The organism is Sphingobium cloacae, assembly GCF_002355855.1.
GTDB classification, from domain to species: Bacteria; Pseudomonadota; Alphaproteobacteria; order Sphingomonadales; family Sphingomonadaceae; genus Sphingobium; species Sphingobium cloacae.
The window spans coordinates 60053-75411 of record NZ_AP017657.1 but is presented as its reverse complement, the minus strand read 5'-3'; the positions used below and the strand labels follow the sequence as shown (position 1 = coordinate 75411).

18 protein-coding genes and 1 pseudogene are annotated in these 15359 nt (G+C 62.3%); 4 read left to right on the top strand and 15 right to left on the bottom strand.

The features are described 5' to 3' along the window. Window positions 1-329 precede the first annotated feature (329 nt). The 3 genes from SCLO_RS20930 to SCLO_RS20920 form a co-directional block, all read right to left on the bottom strand. Window positions 330-1925: a bifunctional 3-(3-hydroxy-phenyl)propionate/3-hydroxycinnamic acid hydroxylase gene (locus tag SCLO_RS20930; protein WP_169800596.1), complete on the bottom strand. Its 1596-nt coding sequence runs from the start codon at window positions 1923-1925 to the stop codon at window positions 330-332. Window positions 1926-2400: 475 nt separating this feature from the next. After that, window positions 2401-2688, bottom strand: coding sequence for an MDR/zinc-dependent alcohol dehydrogenase-like family protein (locus tag SCLO_RS20925; RefSeq protein ID WP_123905554.1), 288 nt, complete (start codon window positions 2686-2688; stop codon window positions 2401-2403). Continuing rightward, window positions 2685-3881, bottom strand: coding sequence for an alcohol dehydrogenase catalytic domain-containing protein (locus tag SCLO_RS20920; protein ID WP_066522027.1), 1197 nt, complete (start codon window positions 3879-3881; stop codon window positions 2685-2687). Before SCLO_RS20920 ends, SCLO_RS20925 begins: the two co-directional genes overlap by 4 nt. A 221-nt stretch (window positions 3882-4102) precedes the next feature. On the opposite strand from SCLO_RS20920, the gene SCLO_RS20915 reads away from it, so the two are divergent. The 4 genes and pseudogenes from SCLO_RS20915 to SCLO_RS20895 all read left to right on the top strand — a co-directional run bounded on the left by SCLO_RS20915 (window position 4103) and on the right by SCLO_RS20895 (window position 6768). Continuing rightward, window positions 4103-4675, top strand: coding sequence for an AMP-binding protein (locus tag SCLO_RS20915; RefSeq protein ID WP_096362252.1), 573 nt, complete (start codon window positions 4103-4105; stop codon window positions 4673-4675). A 100-nt stretch (window positions 4676-4775) separates the two neighbouring features. Continuing rightward, window positions 4776-6125 (top strand): IS1380-like element ISSp1 family transposase, encoded by a 1350-nt coding sequence (locus SCLO_RS20910; RefSeq protein ID WP_013039775.1) that lies wholly within the window; start codon window positions 4776-4778, stop codon window positions 6123-6125. A 173-nt stretch (window positions 6126-6298) separates the two neighbouring features. Beyond that, a pseudogene (locus tag SCLO_RS24445) lies at window positions 6299-6481 on the top strand (caspase family protein); the annotation flags it as partial. Window positions 6482-6483: 2 nt separating this feature from the next. Continuing rightward, window positions 6484-6768 carry a hypothetical protein gene (locus SCLO_RS20895; RefSeq protein ID WP_066521973.1) on the top strand — a complete coding sequence of 95 codons (285 nt, stop codon included), beginning with the start codon at window positions 6484-6486 and terminating at the stop codon, window positions 6766-6768. Between the two features lie 7 nt (window positions 6769-6775). On the opposite strand, the gene SCLO_RS20890 is transcribed toward SCLO_RS20895, so the two are convergent. From SCLO_RS20890 to SCLO_RS20835, 12 genes are all read right to left on the bottom strand, one after another. After that, entirely contained in the window at window positions 6776-7447 is a 672-nt protein-coding gene (locus SCLO_RS20890; protein WP_231923462.1) for an SCO family protein, read from the bottom strand. Between the two features lie 39 nt (window positions 7448-7486). Further along, window positions 7487-7729, bottom strand: a complete 243-nt coding sequence (locus SCLO_RS20885; protein WP_066521970.1) for a hypothetical protein — start codon at window positions 7727-7729, stop codon at window positions 7487-7489. Then, the gene (locus tag SCLO_RS20880) at window positions 7726-8412 is read right to left on the bottom strand and encodes a ZIP family metal transporter (RefSeq protein ID WP_066521966.1); all 687 of its coding nucleotides are present in this window, start codon (window positions 8410-8412) and stop codon (window positions 7726-7728) included. The genes SCLO_RS20885 and SCLO_RS20880 overlap by 4 nt, the downstream gene beginning before the upstream one ends. 25 nt (window positions 8413-8437) lie before the next feature. After that, window positions 8438-8677, bottom strand: a complete 240-nt coding sequence (locus SCLO_RS24060; RefSeq protein ID WP_231923461.1) for a hypothetical protein — start codon at window positions 8675-8677, stop codon at window positions 8438-8440. A 242-nt stretch (window positions 8678-8919) separates the two neighbouring features. After that, window positions 8920-9375, bottom strand: coding sequence for an MgtC/SapB family protein (locus SCLO_RS20870; protein WP_066521965.1), 456 nt, complete (start codon window positions 9373-9375; stop codon window positions 8920-8922). Continuing rightward, the gene (locus SCLO_RS20865; protein WP_066521962.1) at window positions 9372-9635 is read right to left on the bottom strand and encodes a hypothetical protein; all 264 of its coding nucleotides are present in this window, start codon (window positions 9633-9635) and stop codon (window positions 9372-9374) included. The genes SCLO_RS20870 and SCLO_RS20865 overlap by 4 nt, the downstream gene beginning before the upstream one ends. Window positions 9636-9640: 5 nt before the next feature. Then, complete coding sequence (locus tag SCLO_RS20860; RefSeq protein WP_066521959.1) at window positions 9641-10906, bottom strand: NRAMP family divalent metal transporter; 1266 nt, start codon at window positions 10904-10906, stop codon at window positions 9641-9643. After that, window positions 10903-13473, bottom strand: a complete 2571-nt coding sequence (locus SCLO_RS20855) for a heavy metal translocating P-type ATPase (protein WP_066521956.1) — start codon at window positions 13471-13473, stop codon at window positions 10903-10905. Before SCLO_RS20855 ends, SCLO_RS20860 begins: the two co-directional genes overlap by 4 nt. A gap of 62 nt (window positions 13474-13535) precedes the next feature. Beyond that, on the bottom strand, window positions 13536-14456 hold the full coding sequence (locus SCLO_RS20850; RefSeq protein ID WP_066521955.1) for a cation diffusion facilitator family transporter: 921 nt from the start codon (window positions 14454-14456) through the stop codon (window positions 13536-13538). Then, entirely contained in the window at window positions 14456-14800 is a 345-nt protein-coding gene (gene copM, locus SCLO_RS20845; RefSeq protein WP_217998863.1) for a CopM family metallochaperone, read from the bottom strand. The genes SCLO_RS20850 and copM overlap by 1 nt, the downstream gene beginning before the upstream one ends. Next, window positions 14793-15065, bottom strand: coding sequence for a hypothetical protein (locus SCLO_RS20840; protein WP_123905553.1), 273 nt, complete (start codon window positions 15063-15065; stop codon window positions 14793-14795). The genes copM and SCLO_RS20840 overlap by 8 nt, the downstream gene beginning before the upstream one ends. Further along, window positions 15062-15349, bottom strand: a complete 288-nt coding sequence (locus SCLO_RS20835; protein ID WP_123905552.1) for a hypothetical protein — start codon at window positions 15347-15349, stop codon at window positions 15062-15064. Before SCLO_RS20835 ends, SCLO_RS20840 begins: the two co-directional genes overlap by 4 nt. Window positions 15350-15359 lie beyond the last annotated feature (10 nt).

Below are 15359 nucleotides of genomic sequence, written 5' to 3'. Positions count from 1 at the left end.
TGCCCTGTCTACTTCGGACCGAACTCGACTGCCGCTTCACCTTTCCGCCAGACAAGCTTTTTCGGCAGCAAATCTGCGCGCCGGCTATCGGACAAGGACTTCAGTGTGCCGTCCGTAAGGCGCCCGCCTTCAAACCTCCGGCCTGGGCGAAGGTCAACCGCAGGCCAGGTCGGGGCCGCACGCGATGCTGACGCCGAATGCGTGACCGTGTCGCACATACCTTCGAGAGCCTCGCCACCGCCGAGATCTGGCCGCTCCTGTCTACGTGCAACAGGCCAACGCCATCCGAAACGGCTAGCGGCCATCCTCCAACGCGCTTCCAGACCAACCTATTTCCTGAGCTCGGCAAGGAGGGATCGGCATAGCGCCTGACCGTCGCGACCCGCGTCGTAAATGACACGGTCGGGGCGGAGCAGCACTGCATTGATCCGGTGCTCGTCGTACCACTTGCAGACGGTCTCGCTGGGGTCGAAAAAATCACAGTCGAGTTTGAGAACGACGCCCCCAAGTTCGCTCACGAATTGCCTCACCTCGGGACCAGTTGGACTGTCCGTGGAAATGAGCGCGAAGTTCAGGCCGATCAGATCGTCCATCCGCACGCGCTTGCCCTCAGCTGTCTCCACCCACGGCTGAAACATAGGTCCACCCGACAAGCGATGCTGCAGCCCCAAAAGGCCGCTTTTGTAGGAAGGCTTTCTGATCCAGTTTTTGAATAGGAGGCGGTTAACAAACTTGCTTTTCCGCGACAAAGCATAGGCCAGATTACGCAGTCCGATCTGCAACGGACTCGTGTTCTGCATTCTGATGCCCATGTCGACGGCAGCCTGGATCGTCTCGAGACTCTGCGGCCTGCGCTCTTCATCATATGTGTCCAGGATCCGATCGGAGCTCTTGCCTCGAAGCGCCAGATTCAATTTAAAAGAAAGATTGGCTGCGTCGCGCACACCCATGTTCAGGCCTTGCCCCGACCACGGTGGCGTAAGGTGCGCTGCGTCTCCTGCCACCATCAGCCGTCCGACCCGCCATTTACTCGGCATCCCAGCGTGAAACGTGTATGAGACGCTTCGGATCACGCGGAAGTTCTCCGGATCGAAACCTCGCGACCTGATCAGGTCTCTCGCAGCCTTTTGGTAGTCCTCATCAGTCTTCAGCTCCTGCCCGATTGTCTCGGAATGCTGCAGAAAATCAAAACGAACATGCCCGTGCAGTCCCTTGACCAGGACACCAGCTTCCTTGCCATCGAGCAGAATATATCCGCCTTGCGGTATCATCGTCCTGAAATAGACAGGGTCATCGACGATGGCGTCGACGACCAGATACTTTTTAGTATATTTCAGGTCTATCCTCGGAACGTTCATCGTTTTGCGCACGGTGCTCCTCGCACCGTCACACCCCACGACATATTTGGCGATGAGGGAATGTTCCTCGTCCGTGGCGCGATCCTTGCAGTTCAATTCGACCCGATCGCCTTGGTCGGTGATGCCAGTGACCTCGTGATTGAAATAAGCGGTTGCCGCGTTTTCGCCAGTCGCAAACTCCTCCCGCAGCGTCGCCTCCAAGCTCGGCTGGTGGAACAAGGTCATATGGCGATGGCCATGAAGGCCGGACAGGAGATCTTCTCCAACGCTACGCCGATCGAATCCACCAAGGCGTTTGCCACTTCGGTCAATCAATTCGAGGTCGGCCTGATAGATATGCCCTTCCGCTTTCAGGCGATCGAGGATGCCCGCGGATTGCATGATCCGCGTCGATTCATCATCAAATCCCATCCCTCGCGGCGCGTAGAAAATATCGGGCTCGCGCTCGAGAACCGCGACTTTATGCCCGTATTGCTTTAGTAGATTAGCCAGCAGAGCGCCGACGGGGCCGCAGCCGACAATAGCCACATCAAACTGCGAGGCTCGATCGCCCGGCTCGGTGGTCATTTCATTCTCCATTCCGCCGTTGTCGCAAAATTGAGGCTTGTCTTCCGGCAGTGTCTTTCAGGATGAACTCGGCTGTGCTCTTCGATGGTTGCGTTTCGAGGCATCTCGGATCCTTGAGCACTGAGAAAAGAACCTCCCAGGATTGCACGTCCATCCTTACTTGCATGGAAGTAAGTTTTCAACTCTGCATGTCAGATTTTGACAACGGGCGCTCGGCGTTCGAATGCGATTGCCCCGGCATCAAAGCAGCGTGGAACTTAAGCCCGCCCGGTCCGACAAGACCCTGGGGTCTGAAGCGACAGTCCGATGTGAGCCTGCGCGAAAACCGTTCTCGCCATTTCCCGTTCACCGGACCCGTATCCGGCCGGCTTGGGCAGAAGCCCCAGACAATCCGGAAGGCCAAGCATCGGAGGTGCCTGCCACGCCAGAATGGAACTGGCAGGCTCCGTTCTGACGTGGCAGCATCAAAAGCACATCAGCTGTCGAAGACCACGACCGGCGCCAACTCGGTGCGATCCGACGCCACCCGGAACGCCTTGTCTGTGTCTTCAAGGCGCCATCGAGAGGTGACTATCGGAGCGAGGTCATATTTGCCCTGCTCCATCAGCGCCACCATGCCGGGAATATCCCGCATGAAGTTGAGACCACCTTGCTGCCCGGCATGCACGGTACGCCCGGCATTCGCGAATGCTGCGGCGGGATAGGAAACATCGCCGATCTGACCGAACCCGAGGTAGACGACCTCGCCCCCTCGCCGTGTCATTTCCCACGCCTGCCGCATCGCCAATGTGCCCGTTGCATCAGGCGGCGTCTCCACCTTTGGAATATCCCGGTCGGACCCGCGGCTTCGATCGTGAAATCGGCTCCCCGATTGTCGCGTGTTGCCCCAAAAGCTGCATTCACGAAGTCTGATTCGGCCTGCGGGATCCAGCCTCGGCCTCCCGACATGATGCGGCCGGTCGGGCCCTTGCACAATTCGCGAATGGTTTCGACGAGCCGATCGCCTAATGCATTCGGATCCAGGACGGTTGTAGCGCCGAGCCGCTTCGCCGACTCGCGACGGTGCTTGACCGGCTCGCTGACGATGATCTGTGCAGCGCCGACCAGACGGGCAGCCATGACGGCTGCGAGGCCCACGGGTCCGGCGCCCAGCACGACAACATTCGATCCTGGCAGGACCTTCATTACCGCCGTGGCACCACCGAAGCCGGTGGCCGCCGTGTCCCCCAGGAGCGACAGTTGATCGGCAGGAAGATCCGTGAAAATGGGACACAGATATTCTTCATAGCAGACGGTCAGCTCGGCCAATCCCCCGACTCCGACTTGCGCGATGATCTCGGAACCATCCGCACGAATGGCGATCTTCGGTGGAAACCCGTCGGGCACCGCAAACGCCCACTGGCAGTGATCGGCCCGGCCGTGCAGACACATGTAACAATTGCCACATTGCGGAACCACGCCGACGATGACCCGATCGCCCGGCTTCACCCGTCGCACGTCTGATGCCACAGCCTCGACAACACCAACGGCGGTATGGTTCGATATCTGCGGAACAGTGTCCGGGGCATATTTGGGTGCCGGATTGACGGCAGGGGTTCCACCAATACCGCGCTGACACAGCGAATAGCAGGGCGCTGAAGCCTCTGTGCGCACCACAACCTGTCGCGAGTGCAGCTCTTTGAGGCGAAGCTCCTCGACACCGGCCTTCCCGCCGACCCACAAGCCCTCTTGGACCCAAGCGCGAAACTTCCTTCCCGCTTGCTTGCCGGTCAGCACGGCTGGCGCCTGCGGCTTGGCGGCCGTCGCTTGGCCGCCCAGGAGCCCGACCGCACCCCCGGTCGCCAGCGCCGCACCGACCTTCAATGCCGCACGGCGGTGCATCCCCTGATCGGCCTTTTCGGCCACGAATTCGTCACCTGTGCGCGCATCCTGCTTGCCCCGCTGCTCCAAAGCCATTCCCCTCCAGTTCGAATTGTCGACGATCTTATCGAGTCACTCTAGACCCATACTTACTTGCGGGCAAGTAAGTATGGGTCTAGAGATATCGAGAAGGTCCGGCGCGCGGCAGCTAGGCGGCCGGACTTAGCCAGAACTGTGGCCACCATGCAGGACCCGGAGCACCGCAGTGGAGATTGCGGGACTGGGACGAAGGTAGAGGTGGAGAAGGAGACCAGGGAATGCAGGATAACATTGGCCTGTTCCTCACGAAGCGGGCCTTGTTGAACCCTGAGCGGGAAGCCTTCGTCGACGGTACTGGCAGCCTGCGGCTGACCTTCAAGGAACTCAACGAGCGCAGCAATCGCCTGGCCAATGCTTTCGTTGAGGCTGGGGTCAAAGTGGGCGAACGCGTCGGCATCCTGACGATGAACGGCGCCGAATTCGTGGAATCCTATTTTGCTCTGGCGAAGATCGGCGCCGTTGTCGTGCCGCTGAACTGGCGTCTCGTGCCCGACGAGCTGGAATTCATTCTACGCGACTCCGGAGTCAGTCGTCTGGTTTTCGACAACGAGTTTCAGAAAACTGCAGCCGAGCTCCATCGCCGGGGTGACAAGACCGATGTCGAGCACTGGTTACAGATCTGCGCCGAGGGCGAATGCGCGCCGTTTGCGAAAAGCTATTGCGATTTTCGGAACACCGGCACCGTTGCGGAGCCTCAAGTGCGCGCCGCCGGCGATGCGATCCTGTCGATCATGTATACTTCCGGGACCACGGGCCTTCCTAACCCGCCTTATTCACCAAAAGTGTCCTGAAGGGTTGGCGGGAGTGGCGTAAGCCTCTGATCTGAATTAGGAACTGGGTGTCTAAGCCGAACCTGCCGCAGGGCAGAAAATGCCACGGGCCACACCCGCCATGAACGATGATATCGCAAGCTCATTTGGATTCCCAGCAGTCGGCCGCAAGAAAATCACAGCTGCGTTCGACGGTGGCCGGCTTACCTCGGATGGCGGTGTTCTACTGCTTGCACAGGCCGAGCGCGCGATGGGGATTTGCCAGCGCCTGGCGGCTTGTATTGCCGATCCGCGCGATCCAGCGCGGGTGATCCATCGCCTGGATGACATTCTGCGTGCCCGTGTGTTCGCGATTGCGTGCGGCTATGAGGATGCCGATGATCTCGATGCTCTGCGCGACGATCCAGGCTTCCGCCTGGCGCTCGGCAAGCTGCCGGAATCGGGCGCGGGGCTGGCCAGCCAACCGACGATGAGCCGGTGGGAAAATGCACCGACTACGCGCGAACTGGCCAGCATGATGGCCGCGATGATCGACATCTACTGCGCCAGCTATCCCGCCCCTCCGACAGCGGTCACGCTGGATATCGACGACACGTGCGACGTCGTGCATGGCTATCAACAGCTCTCGTTCTGGAACGGGCATCATGGGGAGCGCTGCTTCCTACCGATCCATATCTACGACACCGCGACCGGCAGGCCGGTGGCCATGCTGCTGCGCACAGGCAAGACGCCTTCTGGAAAGGAGGCGGCGGGGCACATCCGACGCCTGGTGCGTCACCTGCGCCGTAATTGGCCCGATACCCACATCACTATCCGCGGCGACGGGCACTATGGTCGACCCGAGGTCATGGCCTACTGCGATGCGGCCCGCGTCGATTACGTGTTCGGCCTGCCCACCAATTCAGCGCTGCGCGCCGATCCCGCCATTGTTGCGGTCGCCGATGCCTGCGCGGTCAAGCGCGCCCAGCGTCAGTGTCCCGTCCTGCGCAACTATGCCGAGACCCGCTATGGGGCAAAGACCTGGAAGTGCCAGCGTCGCGTCGTTGCACGGATCGAGGCCAGCACGCTGGGCATGGACATCCGCTATGTCGTCACCTCGTTGGCAACAGGATCGGCCGAGCACATCTACGACACGCTCTACTGCGCGCGTGGTCAGGCCGAGAACCTGATCAAGCGCCACAAGTCCCAGCTCGCCAGCGACCGAACCTCGTGCCGCTCGGCCAATGCCAATCAGATGCGCCTGATACTGCACACTGCCGCATACTGGCTGCTATGGCGCATCCAGCAGGCGATGCCCAGGACCGCTGCTCTGGCAAGCGCGGAGTTTACCACCTTGCGCCTGCGGCTGCTCAAGGTCGCTGCGCGCGTCGTAGAAAGTGCTAGCCGCATCCGCATTGCCTTCGCTTCCGCCTGTCCGGATGCCGACCTGTTCCGCGCCCTCGTTCTCCGGCTGAAGCCTGCGCCGACGTAGCCCATGCGGCAGCGCCGCAGAACTCCGAGCCCAGCCCTTCAACCCGAAAAGCCCATCAATCCGAATGCGGTGAAACAAACGCCAGCGATGCCGGTCGTCCGCGCAATACAGCCAGCCGCAGCAAATGCCCAGAGCGGACCCGAAACCGAGCGTCGTGAATAAGAGAGGCTAAATTGCCGCCGCCCGATCCGCAGAAGACGGCCGTGTTCGCGGTGTTGCAGCGATATGTGAAGGTCAATTTGGTAAGACCTGTCGGCGAGACCCATATGTGGCACGCTGCGATGAACAGCAAATCCTGTGAACTTACGGTGCTTGGCCAGCATTACCGGCAGCTTGTCGCGGACGGGCTCATCTAACCATGACGGTCGAACCAACAATCGATGCCGTTCTGAACGGCTTGGTGGAAGAGCTGGCAGCCGTCGAGCATGAGCGATGGGCCCATTGGCAGCGCTACATGCACTCTAAGGGGGTGCGCCAGAATGACGGAGCGCTGACCATCCCTGCGGAACTCGTCGAGCGCTGGGACCGGCAAGCCGCGACCAGCTATGATGCCCTTGGCGATCGTGAGCGGGAGAGCGATCGGGAACAAGTGGCTCGGTATCTGCCGATTATCGCGGCAGCGCTTAAAAAAGCGCAGTTATAGTCGCGTCTTACGCGACATATTTTGCGAGATCGGCGGCGATCTGCTCTGGCGTAGCGTCCCGCGCGAAAAAGGTGATGGGTTTCCCGTCGCGATCCATCAGATACATGATCGCGCTATGGTCCATCAGATAATTGGGAGACCCCGCCGGCCCTACGCGGCGGCCGTAAATCGAAAATGTCGAGAGCACCGTCTTAATCTGCTCAGGCGTGCCGGTCAGTCCGATCAGGCGAGGATGGAACGCAGCCACAAACTGCTTCATCACGGCAGGCGTGTCGCGCTCTGGATCGATCGTTATCATGATCGGTTGCACGCGAGCCCCACGTTCCGGATCGCTGCCCTCAAAGGCGCGCAGCGCCTGGCCCATCTTCTTCGCATCGGTCGGGCAAATGTCCGGGCAGTAGGTATAGCCGAAATACATCAGTCGATAGCGGCCGTTGAAGCTGTCGCTGCTCAGCGACTTACCGTCCTGATCGATCAGCCGGAAGGAACCGCCAATCTTCGCGCCGGCCAGGGGAGCGTCGGCCATCGGGGTATGGCGATCGGAAGTCACTTGCCAAAGTGCCACCCCGATGCCGAGGGCCACGATGGAAACAAGGGTGAGGATGAGCGTCAGGCGGGGATTCGATGTTCGTATCATGGTCACAATCTCAACAGCGTCGTTACCTTGCGGCACCGACATGCCGCGTCATTCGTGAGAGGTCGTCGTGTAGGCGGCAGCTCAGCGCCACTTTCCCTTCCGTTCCCGCCACACCAGAAATCCAATGCGGGAGAGACGGCCCGAGCACCATATCGAGCGAAGGATCGCCTGCCTTGGCGCTATACCCGTCTGCGCGATCGCGCGTGCGAACCGCAGCATGACCTTGCCGCCCCATATCCAGATGCCCGCCGGCAGGATGAGCATCGCAAAATGCGCTTTGCGGCGTCTCACCGCCCCCGATTTGATGCGGCAGGCAGTGTTCATGGCAGTAGCTCTTCGATCACGAGAAGGCCGAGGAAACCGACGAAGAACATCGCGCTGATAAGTGGGCTGTCTGGCCGTTCATGGGCTTCGGCCAGCAACTCTTCGGTGACGAGGTAGAGCAGCGCCATCAGGCCGAAGCTCAGAAAGCCGACGATCACGGGCGTCGGCAACACCGCGACCGGCATGGCGATCGCTGCGCCCAACGGCAGCAGCAAGCTCAAACCGAACACCGTCGCGATCACGCGCAGCTTCGATGCGATCGTCTCGCCGAGTTCCGCCGTGACGGTCAGCCCAAGAAATAGGACTTCCAGGGTCAGGGCGACGGTCAAAAGGATACCGGCTTTCTCCCCCGCGACGAAGGCGAGGCCGAGGACCAGGCCATCAACGAGAATGTCGATCCCGACCGCGCCGAGCATCGCCACCGGCCCTTTGGCGCGGCCCTCCAACTCCTTCAAAAGCAGCATGACGGCGACGCCGGCCATGCCGCCTAGCAGGGTCGCGACGGGAGAGGCGTCATGCTTGATTTGCGGCAGGATCTCGGTCGCGGCGGCGGCGAAAACGACGCCCGCCGCAAGATGCTGCATGGCGCTGACAAAGCCGGCACCGGGACGCCGGACTGTCGACAGGATCGCGCCTGCGAGAACTGCCGCAAGTGGAATAAGGGTGTAGAGAATCGCCGACATTAGCCGTTCCTCGAAAGTGTCCGCTTCACCGAAGCCATTGCGCAATCCCGACAACGACGATCACCATGGCGATGACGCTTGCCATCAGCATTCGTTCGGGACGTGGATCGGCAACATTCCTGATCCGCCCCGCAACCTGCCAGGCAGAGCGGATCGGCACGCGCCACGATCCCGAAACGATCCGATCCAGCTCGGTGTTGGACAGGCCGAAATAGGCTTTGAAGCTCTCCCGCGATCGCGCTTCAAGCCCGGTTACGCGGAACACAGGATCATCCCACGCCAAATCGATCGCGCTGGGGTTTCCCCCCAACGCCGTAAGATCATTCCCGGACGCCCATGATGGCCGCAGGAGGCCAACCAACTTGTGCGGATCACGTTCGAGCAGCGCGGCCCAGCGCTCTAAGCGCTCTTTTCGGTCGCTCGCGCCGATCGCCCGCTTGCGAACGGCGCGGCCACCCGGAGCTGGCGGTTGCCAGCGTGGCCGGGCACCGGAAGGCCGCTGGCCGGTCACGACCTGTCCAGCGCCCCGGTTTGGTCGTGCGTCGCGCGCTTCAACGGTCGCGAGCAACGCAGCGTTAGAAAGGTGGTCAGGCTCAGGACCACAGCGATGTCAAAAAGGCCATAGCCGACAGCAGCCCCGAGGGCCCCGGTCGCCCACAGGCTCGCAGCGGTCGCGGTGCCCGATGCCTTGCCGCGATGCTTCAAAATCGCACCGCCCCCAATGAAGCCCACACCCGTAATCAAGCCTTCGAGAATCCGGGCTTGGGCAGGATCGGTCCGGCCGAGGATCGCGATGCCGACCAGCACGAATCCGCAACTGGCGATCGCCACGAGCGGGAAGGTGCGAATGCCGGCGCTGCGCGCGTCTTTTTCGCGGTCCCAGCCAACCGGCAAGGCGAGTGCATAGGCCAGTCCAAGGCTCAGGATGTGGGACAGGGCTTCCCACCAAGACGGCAGCGTCATTTCGATGATCCAATCGCGATCACGGCGGCGAGGCCGCTCAGAAGGAGGAAGGCGGCGGCCTCGTCCCAATAGGTCAGGCCCGGCTCCATGAGCCGATTTCGCCGAACCAGGGCGATGAAGGCGTCGAGCGCCGAGGCGAACAGGAACAGCAAGGCGGCAACGCGCCACGGGCCCTCGCGAGACCGCAGCAAGGCGGCAGCGCTCAGCCCTGCGGTCTTCAACAGGAAGCGGTTGATGGCGTGGCGGTTGCTCGTGGTCATCGGCGCTATTGCAAGACGATCATGGCGATGGCCGCTGCGGCCATGACGGCAGTCGCCGCCCAACCGAAGAAGAGCAATTTTCCCGAGGCGGCGAACTTGCCCATCGCGCGTCGCCGGGAAACGACGAGCATCATGGCGACCATAATCGGCACTGCCACCACGCCGTTGATAACCGCGCTCCAAAACAGCGCCTTGATCGGGTCGAGGTCCGACCAGTCAATGCCGATCCCGAGCAGCGTGGCCAACGAGATCACTGTGTAGAAGCCAACGGCTTCCCAAGGGCGCTGATCGAGCCCGCATTTCCAACCGCGAGCCTCACCGATCGCATAGGCGGCCGATCCGGCGAGCACGGGCACCGCGAGCAGTCCGGTGCCGATGATCCCGAGGCTGAACAGGAGGAAAGCGAAGGGGCCGGCGACCGGCTGCAGGGCCTTGGCTGCATCGGCGGCGGTGTTGATCGTAACACTTCCCGACGCATGGAGCGTCGCAGCCGTGCCGATCATGATCGCCAGCGCGACAAGGTTGGAGACTGCCATGCCCGCGAAGGTATCGAGGCGCATCCGCCGGAACTCGCGCCGGGCCTGCCACGGCGCGTCGACCAGGGGCTCTTCGTGCGGATTGCGATGGACTTCCTCGGTTTCCTGCGCGCTCTGCCAGAAGAACAGATAGGGGCTGATCGTGGTGCCGAAGATCGCGACGATGGTGACGATCGCGCCCTTGCCCTCGGTGCGGGGGATAGTGAGGCCCTTGGCCACGCCCATCCAATCGAGCTTCACCATGAAGAGGACCGCGACATAGGCGAGCAGCGTCAGGGTCAGCCATTTCAGCAGACCGGCATAGCGTTGGTATGGGAGGAAAAGCTGTAGGAGCAGCGAGAAGGCCGCGAAGCCGAAGGTGAAAATGTGGGCGCTTCCGCCCGTCACCAGCTCGGCGGCGGCCCCCATCGCCGCCAGATCGGCGCCGATGTTGATCGTGTTGGCGAGAAAGAGCAGCAGGACGAGGAACGTGACAAACGGCCGCCAGAGAACGTCGCCCATGTTCTTTGCCAGGCCACAGCCCGTCACACGACCGATATGCGCGCTGATGAGCTGGACGGCCGTCATCAGCGGATAGGTCAGCACCATCGTCCACAGCAGCCCAAAGCCGAACTGAGCGCCAGCTTGGGAATAGGTCGCGATGCCGCTTGGATCGTCATCGGCGGCACCTGTGACGAGACCGGGGCCGAGCTGCTCGAAAAGGGCGATCGAGCGAACCCGCGCCCCGAGTTTCATGCGGCGGCTCCCTGGCGGCCCGTTACCCTATCGGTCGTATCTCGGTAGGCGAGAAGCCGCAGTGCGTTGAAGACGACCAGCAGCGTCGATCCTTCGTGCATCGCGACCGCCGGCCCGATGCCGAGCCCGAGAATGGTCGCGGGCACGAGGAAGGCGACGACGCCGAGGCTAACAAAGACGTTCTGTCGGATCACCCAGCGGGTGCTTCGGCTCAGGCCGACCGCGAACGGCAGATGCGAGAGATCGTCGGCCATCAGGGCGACATCGGCTGTTTCAAGCGCCACGTCGGACCCGGCGGCTCCCATGGCGATGCCTACCGTCGCCGTGGCCATCGCCGGGGCGTCGTTCACGCCGTCGCCGACCATGGCGACCTTGGTTTCGGCGCGGAGCTTCTTGATCGCCTCAACCTTGTCTTCGGGCATGAGATCGCCCCATGCTTCGTCGATGCCGACATCCTTGGCGATCGCTTCGGCGGCGCGCTGATGATCGCCCGAGATCATAATCATGCGCTTGATGCCGATTGCCCGAAGCTGTTCGAGAGCGGCCTTGGCCGTCTCGCGGGGCGTGTCGAGCAGGCCGATCGCGCCCATGTCCTTGCCGTCGCGGCGGACGATCATGCTCGTCTGCCCTCCCGCCCGCAGCTTTTCGATCGCCTCCGTCATTTCGGCTGACAGAGGCGCGATCCCATCGGCACCGAACATTTCGGCCTTGCCGATCAGCACTTCATCCTCGCCGACGACAGCCGAGACGCCGCGGCCGGTCAGGCTCTTGAGATTGTCGGCCGAGGGGACCGCCTTGTCGCCGATATGATCGCGACCGTCGCGGGCGATTGCCTGCGCAAGCGGATGATCGCTCAGCGATTCGACCGCCACGGCGATCGCCATCAGGTCTTCCTTGGCTACGCCTGGCGCCGGGATGACCTCCTGAATGCGCGGCTCCCCCTTGGTCAGCGTGCCTGTCTTGTCGAAGGCGATCGCATCGAGCGAGCCGAGCAGTTCGAGCGGCGCGCCGCCCTTGACGAGAACGCCGCCACGGGCCGCACGCGCAACGCCGGACAGGACGGCGCTGGGGGTCGCGATGGCGAGCGCGCACGGGCTGGCTGCGACCAGCACGGCCATGGCGCGATAAAAGCTAGCGCGGAACGGCTCGTCGACCACCACCCAGGCGAACAGCAGCAGGAAGGACAGCGCCAGCACCGCCGGCACGAAAAACTTCTCGAAGCGATCCGTGAACCGCTGGGTCGGCGATTTTTGCGTCTCCGCCTCGCTGACCATCTTGACCACTTTGGCGAGCGTGCTTTCGGTCGACAGTCGCGTGACCTCGATCTCGACGAGGCCGCTACCGTTGATGGTGCCGGCGAACACCCGACTGGCCGCATCGACCTTATCAGGGTTCTGGCGTGCCGCTTCATCATCCTGCACGGGCCGCTTGTCGACGGGCATACTCTCGCCCGTGACCGGGGCCTGATTGATCGCCGTCGTGCCCTTGACGATGAAACCGTCGGCAGCGACCCGCTCATCGGGCTTCACGATGATGATGTCGCCGAGCTTCAATTCCTCAACCGGAACCTCGCTCGTCCCGCCGTCGTCCCGGCGCACCATGGCGGTGCGCGGGGCCAGCTCGGCAAGCGCCTCGATCGCTCGCTTGGCGCGGCCCATGGCGTAATGTTCGAGTGCATGGCCGAGGCTGAACAGGAACAGCAGCAGCGCGCCTTCCGCCCAGGCCCCGAGGGCCGCAGCGCCGGCAGCGGCAACCAGCATCAGCGTATCGATCTCAAATCGCTTCAAGCGCAAATTCTCGATCGCCTCGCGCAGCGTGTAGAAGCCGCCGAAGACATAGGCGGCGATAAAGAGCGCGAGCGGCAGCCACGAGGGCGCGCCCGTCACCAGCTTCTCGATCGCAAAGCCGATGCCCAGCGCCGCGCCGCAAGCGAGCGCGAAGATCAGCTCAGTATTGGGTCCGAGTATCCCGCCATGGGCATGATCGTGGCCGTCACCGGGGCCATGCTTCTCTTCCTTTTGCCCGTGGCCGCCGGGACCGTGGCTGTGCCCGGAGTGATCGTGTCCGGCATGATCGTGGCCAGCATGATCGTGGCCGGCGTGGTCGTCGGCCGCGATCCTTTTCCCGAGACCGACGTTCAGCTTGGCCAAAGCGCCGCGAATGTCCTGTTCCGTCGTTTCGCGGCGATCATATTCGACCCTGATCGATCCGCTCGTGCTGGCGTTTGCCTGGACAACCCCTTTCATGGCGCTGAGCGCTTCGCTCACCGTGCGGGCGCGGCGCTCGTGATTGATCCCCTTGGCCTGCCAGATCGCATGGCCGAACCGCTCGGTAATTTCGGCACCCGCCGCCTTCACCATTTCGCGCACGCGCGACAGAGGCAGCTTGCCCGCATCGAAATGGATGCACAGGGCCGCCGGCTCATCGCCATCGACGCAGATGACATGCGCGCGATCGACCCCATCGCGGGAGACCAGCGTAGAGACGAGGCGATCAAGGCAGGCGTCAGCCGCGTCGGGCAGATCGGGAAGGATGACCGGTATGTCGAGCTTGAGTTTATCGTCCATGACGACTTCCTTTCGTGGGTCGGAACGCCGGCACGGGCGTGGAGTTGGATCGCGTTCAGTTGCTATTGGTGAAGGTGTTCTTGGCCGTCGCAGGGGGCTTCGGATCGCTCGGTTTGGACCGTTGAATGTTCGATCCGATGCTTGTCGCGGAGCATTGCCTGAACCGCTGTGCGGGTGCTGTCGCCGTCCGCGTCCGATTGCAGGACGACATGGACGGTGCAGCTAATCTCTTCGTTGCTCGTCGACCAGACATGGAGGTCGTGAAGACCGGCGACGCCGGGGAGGGCCGCGATCTCCGATCGTATCTCGCCGAGCGTCAGACCGGCCGGGACACCTTCAAGCAGCACGTTGGTCGTGTCGCGGAGCAAAATCCAGGTGCGCGGCAAGACCCAAAGGCCGATGCCGACGGCAACGATGGGATCGATCCAGGTGAAGCCCGTGAACTTGATCGCCAGCGCGCCGAGGATCACCCCAACCGAGCCGATCATGTCGGCCCACACTTCCAGATAGGCACCCTTGACGTTGAAGCTGGCATCCTTGCCGGACATCAGCAGGCGCATCGAAATGAAATTCACCGCCAGACCGATCGCGGCGACAATCATCATGCCCCACGACTGGACTTCCTGCGGGGCATTGAAGCGCTTGATGGCTTCAACGAAAACATAGATCGCGATGCAGAACAGGAGGACGGCGTTGAAGGCCGCCGCGAGTATTTCAAACCTACGGTAGCCGAAGGTTCGCTTGTCGTCGGCACTTTTGCCGCCGAGCTTGATCGCCATGAGCGCTATGATGAGCGCGGCAACGTCGGTCAGCATGTGCGCGGCATCGGACAGCAGAGCGAGGCTGTTGAACACGAAGCCGCCGATGACTTCGGCCACCAGATAGGTCGCCGTCAAGCCAAGGGCCCAAGTCAGCATCTTGGCATTGGCGCCGGCAGTATGATCGTGGCTGTGGCCGGCTTCACCCGCATGATCGTGCGCCATCACTTCGTCTCCTGGCGTTGCGAGCGGCGATCAGCGAGCCACTTTTCCATCTGCGTGATCTCGGCTTGCTGGTCCTGAATCACCTTCTGCGCGAGCGCGAGCACCTTGGGATCGCTCCCTTTCGCGATTTCATCGCGTGCCATGTCGATCGCCCCTTGATGGTGAGGGATCATGGCTTGCAGGAAGTCCGTATCGGCATCGCCCGACGACGGATGGACCGGCATCGGTTGATGTTGCGACATATCGGCCGCTGCGGCCGACGCTTCACGCCGGTTGTCCTTGGCTTGCGAGCAGCCGATCAAAAACAGTGCCGGCAGACAAACGAATATTACTCGTTTACGCATTTGGCCCTCCATCATCATCGTCTTTGTCGTCGTCGGATGAGGCGGGAGCGGCCGGGCCCGGCTGCTGTTGGGCGCGGGCCGAATAGGCATCAGCGATCGCTTGGTGCGCGGTGGCCCCTTCCGGGGTCGTGGCGTGCTTGGCCCGTTCCCGCTCTTCGTCGGCGCGCCTATGCCAGTAAGCCTGTTCCGATTCATCACCGGGGCGCGCGACATCATCCGACATTTTCATTTCTCCGGGGTGCCGATTGGCGTTGCGTCGTGTCATCGCGGCACCCCCGGCGATGTGCAGAATCCACTGTGCAGGAGCACCGCCCAGGCGAGGTAACTGGCGATCCCGATCAGGACGAAAATGCTGATGACCCGCGTGTCGGGCGCGGGAATGAAACGCCCGTCCGGCGATCGCCTGAAAGCGATCAAGAGCGCGGCGAGGCATCCGGCGGCTGCGACACACAGCAGCGCGAGCGCGCCGTGCCAACTTTGTGGCCCGCAATCGAAACCATGGTCGTGAATGCTCATCGCCAGCCAGATCAGCCCTGGCGGAATAGGCATCAGCGATAGG

Coding starts and splice junctions, on each gene's coding strand:
- SCLO_RS20930 (WP_169800596.1), bottom strand. CDS start 1,925: ATGACCACCGAGCCGGGCGATCGAGCCTCGCAGTTTGATGTGGCTATT.
- SCLO_RS20925 (WP_123905554.1), bottom strand. CDS start 2,688: ATGACACGGCGAGGGGGCGAGGTCGTCTACCTCGGGTTCGGTCAGATC.
- SCLO_RS20920 (WP_066522027.1), bottom strand. CDS start 3,881: ATGGCTTTGGAGCAGCGGGGCAAGCAGGATGCGCGCACAGGTGACGAA.
- SCLO_RS20915 (WP_096362252.1), top strand. CDS start 4,103: ATGCAGGATAACATTGGCCTGTTCCTCACGAAGCGGGCCTTGTTGAAC.
- SCLO_RS20910 (WP_013039775.1), top strand. CDS start 4,776: ATGAACGATGATATCGCAAGCTCATTTGGATTCCCAGCAGTCGGCCGC.
- SCLO_RS20895 (WP_066521973.1), top strand. CDS start 6,484: ATGACGGTCGAACCAACAATCGATGCCGTTCTGAACGGCTTGGTGGAA.
- SCLO_RS20890 (WP_231923462.1), bottom strand. CDS start 7,447: ATGTCGGTGCCGCAAGGTAACGACGCTGTTGAGATTGTGACCATGATA.
- SCLO_RS20885 (WP_066521970.1), bottom strand. CDS start 7,729: ATGAACACTGCCTGCCGCATCAAATCGGGGGCGGTGAGACGCCGCAAA.
- SCLO_RS20880 (WP_066521966.1), bottom strand. CDS start 8,412: ATGTCGGCGATTCTCTACACCCTTATTCCACTTGCGGCAGTTCTCGCA.
- SCLO_RS20870 (WP_066521965.1), bottom strand. CDS start 9,375: ATGACGCTGCCGTCTTGGTGGGAAGCCCTGTCCCACATCCTGAGCCTT.
- SCLO_RS20865 (WP_066521962.1), bottom strand. CDS start 9,635: ATGACCACGAGCAACCGCCACGCCATCAACCGCTTCCTGTTGAAGACC.
- SCLO_RS20860 (WP_066521959.1), bottom strand. CDS start 10,906: ATGAAACTCGGGGCGCGGGTTCGCTCGATCGCCCTTTTCGAGCAGCTC.
- SCLO_RS20855 (WP_066521956.1), bottom strand. CDS start 13,473: ATGGACGATAAACTCAAGCTCGACATACCGGTCATCCTTCCCGATCTG.
- SCLO_RS20850 (WP_066521955.1), bottom strand. CDS start 14,456: ATGGCGCACGATCATGCGGGTGAAGCCGGCCACAGCCACGATCATACT.
- copM (WP_217998863.1), bottom strand. CDS start 14,800: ATGCGTAAACGAGTAATATTCGTTTGTCTGCCGGCACTGTTTTTGATC.
- SCLO_RS20840 (WP_123905553.1), bottom strand. CDS start 15,065: ATGACACGACGCAACGCCAATCGGCACCCCGGAGAAATGAAAATGTCG.
- SCLO_RS20835 (WP_123905552.1), bottom strand. CDS start 15,349: ATGCCTATTCCGCCAGGGCTGATCTGGCTGGCGATGAGCATTCACGAC.